The sequence below is a fragment of the Pseudomonas oleovorans subsp. oleovorans genome, from assembly GCF_002197815.1.
GTDB lineage: Bacteria > Pseudomonadota > Gammaproteobacteria > Pseudomonadales > Pseudomonadaceae > Aquipseudomonas > Aquipseudomonas oleovorans.
Genome location: NZ_NIUB01000006.1, coordinates 82,690 through 96,506, shown reverse-complemented (window position 1 = coordinate 96,506; position 13,817 = coordinate 82,690). Strand labels below are relative to the sequence as shown.

Below are 13,817 nucleotides of genomic sequence, written 5' to 3'. Positions count from 1 at the left end.
GTAACGACGGCGGTGCTAGAGTTATCGGCGAGGTATTGGCTGATGCATTCGAATTTCCGATACTGCCAAACGGCCAGCATAGCTTTAGGGGAGTCGAGGCGATGGCAAGGAAGCGTAGGCGCAGCAGCAAGTCCGGTGTATCTGGAGTGATGGTTCTGGGCGCCATAGTGATCGGGCTGCTTGCTTCCGTTCCCAAGGGGGTGTGGGTTGTCTTGGGTGGAGTAGCCATTATTGGTATGGGTGGTTGGCTGATCATCAAGGCTTTCAGCAAACCACCAGCCGTATCTTCGCCACCGGCTAAGCAGCCGTTCCGTCGAGAGGTCGCTCGTTCAAGCTCCTCTGATGCCCCCACGAGCATGGGGCTGACGTTCTCTTTGGACGAGGTTTTTCCCCCAGGTGAGCCGTCTGTATCGGCTCAAGTCCCGGCCTCGCCCCAGCAGGTTTCGGCAAAGCGGGACAGCTCAGGTTTCTTTACCGTGACACTTGAGGCCGCCGAGTGGCCTTCCCACCGAATTCCGAGTGCGCCGGCGGACCTGGCTAGTGCCAAGGTGCGCTGGCTTTCCGCTGGCGAACCCATTGAGGTTGCTGGCGAGAAGATTTCTGGCGGCCTGATCTATGTCGGTGAGGATCGAAACAGCCGCTATGGATCTTCGGAACCCTCGCTGATCAACCCGAAGCTGAAGGTTGCACGGGGCATTGTTGATATCGCTGAGCGTCTCACTTCTTACTGGCCCAGTTACGACAACATCACCCCTGAAGCTCGGCGCGCATATCTGCAATGGCTATCCAGTGGTCGGAAGGCTCCGCATGCCAACATCGGCTACGTATTCCTGTTCTTCTATGGCCTGGAGCGCAGGGCATTCGTCGATGCGAAGAAGGATCAGGCTGCAGCCGCCGAGATACCTAGCATCATTGCCGAGGTCGAAAGGTTGCTCTCGATCTACGACGAGAATCATTCGTTCAATACCTACGCCAGTCGCTTCGTAGACTTCCTCCGTCAAGGTCAAGTGCTTGCCCGCCGCTATCAAAAGGCGCCGCCGGCACCGTTGTCTTACGGCTATGAAATGCCCATAGAGCTACGTATTGGCCTGGGACAGTTGGCTGCTGACAAGCAACCAATGCCGGCAGACTGGGCGTTGGCCTGGGTGCTGTCTGATCACAACATCGGGAAGCGGACACCTGTAACCCGCTGTAAAGAAGCGTTCGCCCAGTTGTTCCGTATGTGCTACGAGGAACGCTATGGCGCTGGTATGGTGCTCCCTCAGAACAAGACCCGTCTGAGACTTCAATACAACACCGCTTCTGCGGGTCTACCACCCCAAGAGCTGGATGGCCTATCCGGTATTCCTGATGTCACTGCGACCAGCGCAGCTCGGAAAAAGCTGCAGCAGTTGGTTGACGAATGCACGGTGCAGTTGGAGCCCTACAGTCGTTATCTCGGCCGCAACCCCAGCACTCCTGATGCACTAGAAGGACTGTTACAGCTGCCCGTAAACCTGTGGCCGCCAACTGCTCGAACAGCGCTCGACGAGCTGAAACAACGCATCGGCGACGGCATGGTGGTCATGAGCTTCGGTGAGCTGGCAGGGCGGCTGCAGAGTGCAGGTAGCCTGTCGCGAGACAAGGTTCTGACGCTCGCCCGCGCGCTGGAGTCATTACACATAGGTATCGAGCCGGATGTGCTGGCAGGCAGCCGAACACCCAAGTCAGAGGACAATGTGGCGCTCTTTGCGACCCAGTCTGAAGATGGCGATCTGCGGTCTTCGCCGGCTTATAGCGCCGCCTCTGTTACGTTGGACCTTGCTTGTGCTGTGGCGGCGGCCGATGGTGACACGTCGCCGCAGGAAATTATGCTGCTATCCCAGCATATCGACTCCTGGAGTCACCTGAGCGGTGCTCATCGGAAACGCCTGAAGGCCCACCTGCGTCTGCAGCTTAACCAGCCACTAACTCTGCAAAGCCTGAAGAAGAAACTGGAGCCCCTAGCCGGGCCAGCGAAGAGGGTTGTGGCGGCTTTTCTCGCTCACTTGGCGCAGGTCGACGGCGAGGTTAGCCCCGCAGAGGTGAAGTTGCTGGAGCGTGTCTACAAGACCCTGCAGCTGGATCCGCAATCGCTGTACAGCGACCTTCATGTGGCCGCCAGTGGCAGCCCCGTTGGCTCATCGCAGACAACGCCCTCCATACCCGGAGCAACTCCGTCCAAGCCCGTTGGCGGATTTGCTCTGGACCAGGAGCGCATCGCTCAGTTGCAGCGTGAAACGGAACAGGTATCTGCGCTGCTGGCTCAGGTTTTCGTTGATGACAAGCCTGCTGAGCCGGATGAGGTCGTTGTCGAAGAGACTGTCGAGGATACTTCCTCCATCTGTGGATTAGACGCCGATCACTCAGCCTTCCTGCGCGTACTCGTATCCCGTACTGAGTGGTCTCGCGACGAGTTGGAGGCGGTTGCAAGCGATATGGAGCTCATGCTCGACGGAGCATTGGAGCAGATCAACGACATGGCCTTCGAGCATTTCGATATGCCAGTCACCGAGGGTGAAGACCCCTTCGAAATCAACCCTGAAATCATGGACAAACTACCGCTATGAGCAGCATCAGAGCCAAGGACCGCGATGCGGTCATCCAGTCCCTGCGCGCCGGCGTCGTTCCCCGTGCAGGCCAGCACCTGATTCAAGTGGGGCGTGTCGGTGAGCTGGAAGCGCTCATCCGTGATGTGGAGCGCCTCGCGGAAAGTGGTTCCGCGTTCCGCGTAGTGATCGGTGAATATGGTGCAGGCAAGACGTTCTTCCTCAACCTGGTTCGCTCTATTGCGATGGAGCGCAAGCTCGTCACCATGCATGCCGATCTGAACCCTGATCGTCGTCTCCATGCTACTGGCGGCCAGGCTCGCTCGCTGTATGCCGAATTGGCCAAGAATATGTCCACCCGGACTAAGCCTGATGGCGGCGCTCTGCAAGGAATAGTCGAGAAGTTCATTGCACAGGCCAAAACGGAAGCTAAAGCGTCCGGCAAAGACAGTGAGGCTGTGATTCGTGAGCATCTCGACCAACTGACAGAGATGGTCAACGGCTATGACTTTGCTGATGTAATCGCGGCCTATTGCAAAGGTTTCGAGGAGGGCAACGAGCAGCTCAAAGCTGATGCTATCCGCTGGTTGCGTGGCGAGTTCACTACCAAGACAGATGCCCGCACTGCACTGGGTGTGCGAACCATCGTCGACGATGCGTCGGTCTACGATCAGCTCAAGCTGCTGGCACGATTCGTTCGATTGGCCGGCTTTAGCGGGTTGATGGTATGTCTCGATGAGCTGGTGAACCTATACAAGCTATCCAACACCCAGGCTCGCAACGCTAACTACGAGCAGATTCTGCGTATCCTCAATGACTCCCTGCAGGGCTCCGCTGAGGGGCTTGGTTTTGTGTTGGGTGGTACCCCCGAGTTTCTCATGGATACTCGCCGCGGCCTCTACAGCTATCCGGCTCTGCAGTCGCGTTTGGCGGAAAACAACTTCGCCAAGTCCGGGCTGGTAGATCTTTCTGGTCCTGTCATACGCCTCACCAGTCTGACGCCTGAGGATTTCTACGTGCTGCTGCAGAAACTGCGTCATGTATACGCGGCAGGCGTGAGCGAGCGTTATTTGCTACCCGACGAAGCATTGCCGCTGTTTATGGCCCACTGTAATCAGCGGATGGGCGAGGCCTACTTCCGGACCCCACGAACGACCATCACCGCATTCATCAACCTGCTAGCGGTGCTGGAGCAGAATCCGGATGCTGATTGGCGCGCCCTGCTGGGGGCCGTAGAGATTGCACCGGATCGAGGTGGTGAGGCCGATACCCAGGTAGATACGGACGATGAGCTTGCCACCTTCCAGCTCTGAATCGGCTGGGTTCGCACTCCTTGAGCCGCGAATCCAGCGCTGGATATGGTCCGAAGGCTGGACCTCCCTGCGCGATGCCCAGGAGCGCGCTATCCCTGCGCTTTTGGGCGCGGATCAGGATGTCATCATCGCGGCGGCTACAGCTGCAGGGAAAACCGAGGCCGCGTTCCTGCCCATCCTTACCAACCTCCTGCAGGACACAGAAACGCCAGGGGCGGTGCTTTACATCAGCCCGTTAAAGGCTCTCATCAATGACCAGTGGGATCGTTTGGCGAGACTTTGCGATGAGCTTGAACTTCCAGTCATTGCTTGGCATGGGGATATATCAGCGAGCCGCAAACATCGCTTCCTCAAGTCCCCGGAAGGCATTCTGCTGATCACGCCGGAGTCGCTCGAAGCTCTTTTCGTCAACAGGGGGACCAGTCTAGCGGGATTGTTTGCCAACCTACGGTACCTAGTGGTGGATGAGCTCCATGCCTTTATCGGTAGTGAGCGAGGCAAGCAGCTCCAGTCACTCATGCATCGAGTGGAAACAATCATTGATCGCCCCCTGCCCAGGGTTGGTCTTTCCGCCACGCTGGGCGACATGATGCTGGCCGCTGCCTTTTTGCGTCCCAATGCCCCTCATCATGTATCGGTGATTGAGTCCAAGGGGAGTGGCCAGATACTTAAGGTTCAGATTAGAGGGTATGTGGAGTCCAAGCATGCGCTCCCGATACAGCCTGAAGATGATGAGGTTTTTTCTCCGGACCATGCCATCGCAGAGCACCTCTTTCAGGTACTACGGGGCAGCAACAACCTGATCTTCCCCAACAGTCGAACTCAGGTGGAGTGGTTCGCTGACAATCTGCGTCGCCGTTGCGAGCAGGATGGTGTACCGAACGAGTTCTGGCCGCATCACGGCAGCTTGGCGAAGGACATTCGAGAGGAAACCGAGAAAGCGCTGAAAGGCGGTGACCGGCCTGCCACCGCAGTTTGCACTACCACGCTGGAGCTTGGGGTCGATATAGGCAGCATCAAGACGGTGGTGCAGATCGGGGCGCCGCCATCGGTAGCCAGCTTACGTCAGCGCTTGGGTCGATCCGGGCGCCGTCCGGGAGAAGCAGCCATTCTCCGAAGTTACTGCAAGGAGCGTCAGCTGGACGATGGCTCGCCACTGTCGGATCGACTTCGCCAGGGTTTGCTGCAAAGCATCGCGATGATCCGGTTGTTGATGCAGGGCTGGTTCGAGCCACCTCGTGTTCATGGCCTTCATTTATCGACACTGGTACAGCAGTGCCTCTCGGTGATAGCCCAGCGGGGTGGAGCTACAGCTGCAGAGCTGTGGAGCACCTTGATATGCAGTGGTCCGTTCACTGGGGTGGAGCAGGGCAGCTTCCTCAGTTTGCTTCGTGCCCTCGGTGAGCGCGATTTGATAACCCAGGAACCATCGGGGCTCCTGCTGCCCGGTGTGATGGGGGAACGCATGATCAACCACTACGACTTCTACAGTGCATTTGTCAGCAATGAAGAGTTCCGCCTGGTATGCGATGGCAAACCACTTGGCGCATTGCCCGTCTCCAGGCCACTGACCGTCGATCAGCGCATCATCTTTGCGGGGCGCCGCTGGCGGGTCACGAGCGTGGACACTAAGGCCAAGGTCATCGTCGTGAGATCCGATCCTGGTGGTGCTCCCCCGTCCTTCGACGGGCTTGGAGCCCGTGTACATGATCGGGTTCGGCAAGAGATGAAGGCCGTCTTGCTGGAGACGGACATCTATCCCTATCTCGATACCACGGCGCAGGAACTACTGGCTCAGGCGCGTAGAACCTTTTCGGAGCTCGGATTGGAACATTCGAGCATGACCGAAAGCGGAGGTAAGACTTACCTTTTCACCTGGCAAGGCGATTGGACGAACGATGCACTGGCTATCTTGCTGACGTATACCGGACTAGCCAGTGAGAACAGTGGATTGGTCATCGAGGTTGAGGGAGATCGGACGTCGCTTGAAAGCAAGCTGCGCGAGATCGCCGAGTGGGATGGCATTGATGAATCCGCTGTTCTGGTGGAAGTACAGAACATGGCTCAAGAGAAATGGGATTGGGTGCTCCCGCCAGCGTTACTCATGCAGTCATACGCCACAATGCAGCTGGATTTGGGTGGAGCAAAGACATTGGCAGTGGGGCTGATGAGCCCTGCGGTGACTCCCTGACATTTGCCATATTCAAGTGATGTCTGTCTTGGGCCGATTCCGGCCTGTCCCGACCAGCAGCATTCGACCCGTTGCGGCCTGTGGAAACCGGCCGAAACCGGCCAGGAGCAGTCTTTGGCTGCCTACAGACGAAGGACGACTCACCGTCTACGCGAAGACACCGCCATGCGCCGAACACGAGATTACCGACAAGGCGAGAGCGCTCTGCCCAACGATGGAGGCACTTGCAACCTAGTGGCACAAACACGGCAAGAGCACACCAGCGAATCCTCGGACCAATGAGCTTTTGGGGAAGTATAGGCTTACTGCTGGTTGAAGGGCTCGTTCCTGATGCATATAGTTGAGATGTGGTCTGAGCTGGTTCAGATCCCCAACGGTAGACGTAACGATGAACTGCCCTAAATCCAACCACCTAGTCATTGAGGCGCATGAAAGTGCCTCTCCGGCTACGTCCTGGGGCAAAAAGGAGGTCGCCCGTGAGATTGCGCTGCTTGAGGCGCATATCTATCAGGACAAAATCGCTCGTTTGACCCAAGAAGCCCTTGAATCGTCGGAAGGCGACCTAAGGGGCGGCACCGCAAGCATCGCAGTTCGCGGCATCAGCAAAGAGCTGTTACAGGCCTACGATGATTACGCGCGAGTTGTAATTAGCTCCCGCACTACCAGCTTTACGGAAGCAATAGGTGCGATTCTCGACTCTCTGCGAGCTGTCGCGGGTCATCTATCAGGAAGCAAATATTATCTGGGCTCAGCGGAAACGATTCGGTTGTTAAAAACTGAACTCTGCAAACTAATGAGCCTCGATAAAATAGCTGAAACCGCTTGCAATCGAACCCCTCTGTTTGCCTACGGGCCGGAGCTCAGCGAGTTCCGCCACAGACTCCGTTAATACCCTCCTTTTCAGAAAGATTTTTCTCAACTTCTTTTCAGGAGGGGTCAGTCATGACTACCCGCATTATTTCGGCGGACAACGAGTCCGCTGGCACCATACGCTGCGCGCATGTCTGGGATCACCACGCAACACATATCGAGCTGTCAAACACCCACGACCACGACCCGAGCAACCATATTGTGGTATGCGCTGAATGCGCATTTCTTGCCGGGCTGCTGCCGTGCAAAGCATGCACAGTCGATAAGATCCTGGTTCGTTCCGGAGCGGCCACTACTAAAATGACTCCTGTCTATGCTCCGAGTGAGCTAATGGAGGGATTTTGCGCCAAGCATGCTAGGCACCGCCTTCAACCGGCCATGATAAGAGGTGTCTCGTCGCGGCAAGCAGATGCCAGCTAGTTAGAAGCGTACGGAGCAATGATAGCTGCCCTCTTGGGCGGCTATTACCTCCACGCTACCTTTACATTCGACCCGTTGGCAGTGGAGACACTGCTTCCACACTTTTGTACCGGCTAGCCCTGTAAATACACGCCTGTTAATGGCTGGAAGCGGCCTGTCTCAAATGACCGCTTCCGGTAGCCAAGACCAGAAGCGATCTCAGGGAAGCGCCGCTGAGATGTTATTGGAAGTGATCATTTTGACTCTTCTATACGAACTACGAGGCTCATTGGGCCCTGAAAACTTGTCGGATATCCCAAACTGGACTGCCTACACGTAGGGCGTCAAAAGCTTTTTTCAGCTCGCTGGATTCAAGCCGAGCAAAATCACCTGCAGCTGACTTATCGGGAGCACACCATTCAGGAGTCGGTGCCAGTGAATGATGCCGGCGACAAACGAATGGCCTAGCTAAATAGATACTGCAGGAGTTTTCCTTAAGGAAAGGACACGCTTGCCCATGGAAGTTTTCATTAGGCAGCATCTGCTTCAATCGTTTGTGCTTTGTGCGTGCCTCTATGTACTGAACTTCAACCTCAGAAACATTGACCCCGTAGTGGCAGCAGGATGAGCAACCTTTCTTGCAGGGCGTTGAAGGCGCTATGTGTGCACCTATCTCACCAAGAAGCTCGTAGACGGCCTCCAGCTTCTTCAAGGGCGATAGTTTCACCTGGCTGAGGCGATCTGCGATTGCGGACTCTTTCTTGAGGAGCTTTGCTGGAAACCCCATGATTAAGCGCTCACAGGCCGCGCGGGAAAATTCCTGATCTTCTTTGAGCCCCATATTCTTTTCCCGACTAGCTGTTCTGCCTGATCGTACTGACCATTTGCCCAGGCTGGCTATAAGTACATATACACGTTTCTGGGCGATGGAGAGGCGCACTTTAGGTACGTCTCAATGTCTTCTTTGAGCATGCAACTGGAGGCGATCGGCTGCAAACCGCCAGAAATTGCTATATACGCACGTGCAAAATTCTTCAGGCGCCCCTCGGCGGGTCTTCACAGGCATAGCTCGACCCACAAAGGGTTTTCTCTTAACATTTATGACCGACTTTATGGCCGACAATAGATAATAGGTGAAGCTCCTGCTTCTTTTGTTGCATGCACAAAAGATGAAAGAATCCAAAACATCTGGGTTATATTTCCAGGCACTCGCACTCCTCTGTGCAATTTACCAAACTCGCTCTCAATAAGTGCCTTTGATAGAAACGAGCAGCAGATTATGCAGCGCTTGTTGAATCGATAATCCTGTCTAAGTTCAGTAAGGTAGATTTTAAAGTCGCCTGGAATTTTCTTCCTTATCCGCGGCATTGTGCCGTCGCGGTAGTTTGTTAGAATCTTTTCGTCGTACTTTCGAATGAATGTGCGCAAGTCTAGGTCCATGTTTCCGATATTTTTTATCGCTTGACCTACAACATCATGCAGATTGCTAGCAGACTTACTGACATCTCCGTGCTTGGAGTGAATAAAACTTACTGAGTGCTCTTTTTTGTTGAAGGCGATGTGATCTGCCCATTCATCACCTAGATCGTCACAGAAAACGTAGTCATTCTTGCTGAAATGCTTTTCGATAATTCCGAAAACGGAATTTGCGTCAAATTTTTTCCTGGCGGGTTTGTAATCACCCTTTTCAGAGATCGCTAGCGCTAGATCGTCAATCGCCACAAACGATTTGAGAAGGCTCGGTATTTCATTTAGGCCCGCCCCATCCTTAAAGCACTGCCCCATAAAGTACATATATTGCGGATTGGCAAAACTAATAGTAATCAGGTCATTCTTGTTTATAAATGCCTGTAGGGTGCGCTCTTTCCCATTTTCCTCAAGCTTGATCTTCCGTAAAGCTGGGGAACTCAAGGAAATTGAATTTTTATTTTTCTTAAGGCTGGCCGACCTGCTCGTGCCATTTAGTTCAAAGCCCGGTGCTGGGTTAACTTCGTATACCTTTTCAAGTTGGTGAATTAATGCGCTAATTTGCTTTCCTGTCAGCTCGAAAGATCGACCTCTTTTTGTCGTATAGATTAACGGCACATCCTTCTCTAGCAAATTATCAACGATGAAAGATGACTCAATTAATGCGGCAGTAGGTTGCGTGGCATCCCACACGATATCTAGCTCAACCATCTGTGCGAATGCTTCTAAGAATTCTTTTTCACCAGAAGGATTTTTGATCTGCTCAATTTGCAGGCGAACCCACTTCACGACGTCGTTAAGTGATTTTCGCTCGGAGGACTCCACTACTCGGCCACTTTGTGCCGAGATAGTTTTAACTTGCCCATTGAGCTTAAGTTTGAAAAAGTAGGGAATTGACCTTCCCGCAGCGTGTAAGGAAAGCAGACCTTTCAGATCTGCTGCCTCGTAAGCCTTACTGCGCATTGCTCGTTCCGAAACAGTCATGTTCCGCATCGCGATTTTTTGAAACTCAGCTTCTTCATCGCTGAATGAAGCCGTTAACTCTGAACTCTTGATGGGGGTGAGGTATCTTTCTAGAACCTCGGTAACGCTTGCGCAGGACTTCTTCAGTACCGCCACATAGCCGTCAATCTGGATGATCAAAATGAGCGCATGGATTAAGTCTGATAGAGGCTCGCCCCAGAAGTGGACAGGTCTCGCGGTTGGGAATACTCTCAGACTGAACCGAAATTGACTGCCGTCCTCAAGCTCACGTACTGCGTCTATCTGGTCGATAAGAAAAACAGAACCAAGCGTTTTGTTATCAGAAGCCGCATCCAAAATATTACGAATGGCTTCGTTTGTCAGCGCCACATCTTCACGATAAAACTGAGCATTCTGGGTCAGGGTTAACCGCTCGGGCATGTGAGACTCCGTCCATGGCATTTTTGCGAAAGTAGCATGGTGCCATAATCGATACTAGAGCGAGTCACAAACGCTGAGCGGGACAAAGTGAATAGGCCCAACTTCCCTAGAGCCCTCCTGCCCTCATACCTAGGTCCTCCATGAGAGGGCGTCGCGTAGCCAACCACTAACGGCTGCTTCTGGCCGGCTCCAGCCAGTTACCGACAAACGAAACGCTAGGTTGCCACCGCTGGTGACACTCTCCCCTTTCCAGAGCAGGGGTTCTTGCCCCCTCAAAATCAAGAAAAATAGACGGTTTCCACCCGGCCGCTGCGCTGGGTGGAGCCTCCGCGATTTTTCCTGATTTTTTCACGACCGCCTTAGTCGCCCTAGTCGGCAGGGGTTCATGCGCAGCGCAAGCGCAGAACCCTGAAGACGAAGGAGCGAAAGCCATGAGCGAAGAAATCAGGATCTACGTTGCCGACCTGGCCGCCTATAACGCCGGTCATCTAAATGGAATCTGGATCGATGCCACCCTGGAGCTGAACGATATCCAGGCGCAGGTCGACGCCATGCTGGCGGCCTCGCCGGTCGAGGGGGCGGAGGAGTACGCCATCCATGACTTCGAGGGCTTCGACGGCTACCGCCTCGGCGAATATGAGGGTCTCGAAAACGCCCATGAGATTGCGTGTTTCATCGAGGAGTACCCCGAGTTTGGCGGCGCCCTGCTCTCTCACTTCAACGACCTGGAGCAAGCGCGCAAGGCGGCCGAGGAAGACTACTGTGGCTGTTACAGCTCGCTGGCCGACTACGCCCAGGAGCTGACCGAGGAAACCACCAGCATTCCGCAGCACCTGGCCATGTACATCGACTACCGCGCCATGGCCCGCGACATGGAGTACAGCGGCGACCTATTCACCCTGGAGACCGGCTTCGAGCAGGTGCACGTGTTCTGGAATCGCTAACCCAGCGGAGGCACCGGGGCGACCCGGTGCCTTGTTTTTACGCCCCTGTCCTGCCGGCCACCCGCGCGCCCCACCCGCAAGGCTGATGCACGGGTGCGCGCCCCCGGCGATCAGCCTGGAACAACCACGTTGTGCCGCCAGTTGATTGAGACCGTTACGGTCTTACGGTTTTACCCAAATCCGTCGATCCGTATCCACGGATTTACGGCTTGGTGGGGAAGCGGATTTACGCTTTTACGGATTTACTGAAATCCGCCGATGCGGTTTTCCGGTTTTGCAGAAAGCCGTAGAACCGCACCTTCGGAGACTGCAGCCACTCACGCCACGTGCCGCCCGTTGGGCGAGACTGCGAGACGCGAGCTCGCACACGAACAGGCCAGGGTCTACCAGTTAGGCCCGTCTGTTCACCCTTGAGCCACGCTCAACGACAGCGGCCAGAAACGCCTCCAGAGCCCCTTAGAACGCTCCAGCCGCTTACCCCACCTGCGGCCCTTTCCCAAGTCACCTGAAGCGCCTCAACGCGCTCCTGACCCGTTTCCGGCAAACGCGCACAGGCCCGGAGGGCAACCATCGGCGCTAACTCCAGCACGAGGACGATGCGCCGCAAATCGCAACGCATCTCCTCGGCGAGATTATCTGGAGCCGCCCGCGCCCAGCTTCGGAGCGACGCCCTCTCCTGCCTCGGAAACCGCTGAAACATCGCAGCGCTAGCACCCAGGCGACCGGATCTCCGGCGCGTGCCGTCAACGGCACGGGGATAACTTTGGGAAAAGCTGTGAATCCCGACGTGCTTTCAGGCGCACGCCGGCCCGTGCTATCAGGAGCGCGGCGCACGTGCCTTCAGGCGCACAAACGCCTCTACAGGCCATGGCTGGCGCGGCTTCCAGCCTCCCTTAACTTAGCTAACTTAAAAGCTCTAACTTGTTATTGGGGCAGCGCTTGTATGTGGACAGGTGCTGATCGGGGCAGTCTGGCTGGGGAGAACCGGCCATGATCGTCGCCCTGCTCAACCAGAAAGGCGGGGTAGGAAAAACCACCCTTGCCACCCATATCGCCGGTGAACTGGCCCTGCGTGGAAAGAACGTCATCCTGCTCGATGCCGACCCACAGGGCTCGGCGCTGGACTGGGCGCAGCGGCGCAGCCAGCAGGGCTTGCCCAGGCTGTTCAGCGCCGTCGGCCTGGCGCGCGAGACGCTGCACCAGGAAGCCCCGGAGCTCGCTCGTCGCGCCGATCACGTGATCATCGACGGGCCACCGCGCATCGCCGCCCTCGCCCGCTCGGCGTTGCTGGCAGCGGATCGCGTGTTGATCCCGGTGCAGCCCAGCCCCTACGACCTGTGGGCCAGCGCGGAGATGGTCAACCTGATCCGCGAGGCGCAGGTGTTCAGGCCCACGCTGCGCGCGGCGTTCGCCATCAACCGCCGCGTCAGTACCACGGTAATCGGCCGTGAAGCGCGCGGCGCGTTGGCCGATCAACCGCTGCCGGCACTGCAGGCGGAAGTACGCCAGCGTATCGTCTTCGCCGAGAGCGTGGCGGCCGGTCGCCTTGCCCGCGAACTGGCACCGGACAGCGCCGCCGCGCGCGAGGTCAGCAGCCTGGTCGACGAGTTGCTGAGGTGGTCGTCATGAGCGGCAAGCGTATCGGGATCGGTGCACGCCCGTTGGCCGATCCGCAGGCCGAAGCCTGGATACGCCAGGGCGCAGCCCTCGACAGCGCTCGGCTGACGCTGAACGTGACATCGTCGCTGCATACGCGCATCAAGCTGACGGCCTTCGAGCGCGGCGTGACCATGGCGGAAATGCTGCGCGAGGTGCTGAAGCAGCAGGCCACGTCATGACGCCGGGGACTCATCAGGCATGGCGACCGCTGACACTACTCGCAGGCAGCATATTCATGTTGAGTTAGGCAGCGCTCGCAACGTCGCCACCACGGCTGATCTACAACACGTCCGACAGCATGCCTACCGGCAGGTATCGCACTTCGCCGGCCAACTCACTGGCGCCGGCGATCTGATGCTAGTTCACCTACCGCCAGAGGCAATGCAGTGGCTGCGTAGCACGGCCACCTGCAGGCGAACGCACCGCTGTCGAAAACAGTGGCGGCGATGGGACCGCAGCACGTGTGCATGCAAGATAGTCAGACGGGAGCGCATCAATGGCGTCCTTGTTGCCAGGCTCTTGCGCAGAGATCGACAGGGTCGCGCGTTGCCAGCCTGGCACAGCTGCCGGCGCCTAGTTGGAGAGGAACGGCTCCTGCTCAGCAGCACAAACCCGAAGTGATTCAACAGTCGCTACGTCGGTCAGGTGTCTGTCGGCGCGGTGAGCGCTCGGGCGCAGCTCTTGTGATCAGACTCATGTCGATGAGCTGTCGGTTATCGCGTCGATCTAGATGTCGATAGCGTGTGCTCAGCCTGCGCATTCAAGCACTGCGGACCTGCGGTTACCTCTGCCCTCGGCTACCGCACAGCGGCGGCGAGATCCTTAACATCACCATGCCTGTTTACCCTGCTCAGGCGCACAAAAGCAGGGAATAAGCGGAGGGCAAGATAAAAGGGGGCGGCACTTCGTTGGCCCGGAAAGCAGTCTGCACGAGGGTTGGAGACGGCACCCAATGCATGCATCGGCGTGCTGTGCATAACGCAAACACCCAGCAGCGCTGGCC

The 13,817-nt window shown here is 56.4% G+C and carries 9 protein-coding genes; 7 read left to right on the top strand and 2 right to left on the bottom strand.

The features are described 5' to 3' along the window. Positions 1–101 precede the first annotated feature (101 nt). The 4 genes from PSOLE_RS05180 (at position 102) to PSOLE_RS05160 (ending at position 6,960) form a co-directional block, all read left to right on the top strand. Positions 102–2,588 (top strand): tellurite resistance TerB family protein, encoded by a 2,487-nt coding sequence (locus PSOLE_RS05180; RefSeq protein WP_023106009.1) that lies wholly within the window; start codon positions 102–104, stop codon positions 2,586–2,588. Continuing rightward, on the top strand, positions 2,585–3,880 hold the full coding sequence (locus tag PSOLE_RS05175; RefSeq protein ID WP_003118394.1) for an ATP-binding protein: 1,296 nt from the start codon (positions 2,585–2,587) through the stop codon (positions 3,878–3,880). The genes PSOLE_RS05180 and PSOLE_RS05175 overlap by 4 nt, the downstream gene beginning before the upstream one ends. After that, positions 3,855–6,071, top strand: a complete 2,217-nt coding sequence (locus tag PSOLE_RS05170) for a DEAD/DEAH box helicase (protein ID WP_003118393.1) — start codon at positions 3,855–3,857, stop codon at positions 6,069–6,071. The genes PSOLE_RS05175 and PSOLE_RS05170 overlap by 26 nt, the downstream gene beginning before the upstream one ends. A gap of 388 nt (positions 6,072–6,459) precedes the next feature. Then, positions 6,460–6,960, top strand: a complete 501-nt coding sequence (locus PSOLE_RS05160; RefSeq protein WP_012019478.1) for a hypothetical protein — start codon at positions 6,460–6,462, stop codon at positions 6,958–6,960. A gap of 666 nt (positions 6,961–7,626) precedes the next feature. Here PSOLE_RS05160 and PSOLE_RS05155 read toward each other — a convergent pair. Next, positions 7,627–8,280: a YkgJ family cysteine cluster protein gene (locus PSOLE_RS05155; RefSeq protein ID WP_012019480.1), complete on the bottom strand. Its 654-nt coding sequence runs from the start codon at positions 8,278–8,280 to the stop codon at positions 7,627–7,629. A gap of 170 nt (positions 8,281–8,450) precedes the next feature. Beyond that, positions 8,451–10,211 carry a hypothetical protein gene (locus tag PSOLE_RS05150; RefSeq protein ID WP_041772952.1) on the bottom strand — a complete coding sequence of 587 codons (1,761 nt, stop codon included), beginning with the start codon at positions 10,209–10,211 and terminating at the stop codon, positions 8,451–8,453. Positions 10,212–10,642: 431 nt separating this feature from the next. Between PSOLE_RS05150 and PSOLE_RS05145 the strand changes: the two genes are divergently transcribed. From PSOLE_RS05145 to PSOLE_RS05135, 3 genes are all read left to right on the top strand, one after another. Continuing rightward, positions 10,643–11,155, top strand: coding sequence for an antirestriction protein ArdA (locus PSOLE_RS05145; protein WP_023106006.1), 513 nt, complete (start codon positions 10,643–10,645; stop codon positions 11,153–11,155). A gap of 990 nt (positions 11,156–12,145) precedes the next feature. Beyond that, entirely contained in the window at positions 12,146–12,784 is a 639-nt protein-coding gene (gene parA, locus PSOLE_RS05140) for a ParA family partition ATPase (RefSeq protein WP_003118371.1), read from the top strand. Beyond that, positions 12,781–12,993, top strand: coding sequence for a hypothetical protein (locus tag PSOLE_RS05135; protein ID WP_003118370.1), 213 nt, complete (start codon positions 12,781–12,783; stop codon positions 12,991–12,993). The genes parA and PSOLE_RS05135 overlap by 4 nt, the downstream gene beginning before the upstream one ends. Positions 12,994–13,817 lie beyond the last annotated feature (824 nt).

What these genes read in the sequence shown, in the direction of transcription:
- PSOLE_RS05180 (WP_023106009.1), top strand. Translation starts at nt 102, where the DNA reads ATGGCAAGGAAGCGTAGGCGCAGCAGCAAGTCCGGTGTATCTGGAGTG.
- PSOLE_RS05175 (WP_003118394.1), top strand. Translation starts at nt 2,585, where the DNA reads ATGAGCAGCATCAGAGCCAAGGACCGCGATGCGGTCATCCAGTCCCTG.
- PSOLE_RS05170 (WP_003118393.1), top strand. Translation starts at nt 3,855, where the DNA reads ATGAGCTTGCCACCTTCCAGCTCTGAATCGGCTGGGTTCGCACTCCTT.
- PSOLE_RS05160 (WP_012019478.1), top strand. Translation starts at nt 6,460, where the DNA reads ATGAACTGCCCTAAATCCAACCACCTAGTCATTGAGGCGCATGAAAGT.
- PSOLE_RS05150 (WP_041772952.1), bottom strand. Translation starts at nt 10,211, where the DNA reads ATGCCCGAGCGGTTAACCCTGACCCAGAATGCTCAGTTTTATCGTGAA.
- PSOLE_RS05145 (WP_023106006.1), top strand. Translation starts at nt 10,643, where the DNA reads ATGAGCGAAGAAATCAGGATCTACGTTGCCGACCTGGCCGCCTATAAC.
- parA (WP_003118371.1), top strand. Translation starts at nt 12,146, where the DNA reads ATGATCGTCGCCCTGCTCAACCAGAAAGGCGGGGTAGGAAAAACCACC.
- PSOLE_RS05135 (WP_003118370.1), top strand. Translation starts at nt 12,781, where the DNA reads ATGAGCGGCAAGCGTATCGGGATCGGTGCACGCCCGTTGGCCGATCCG.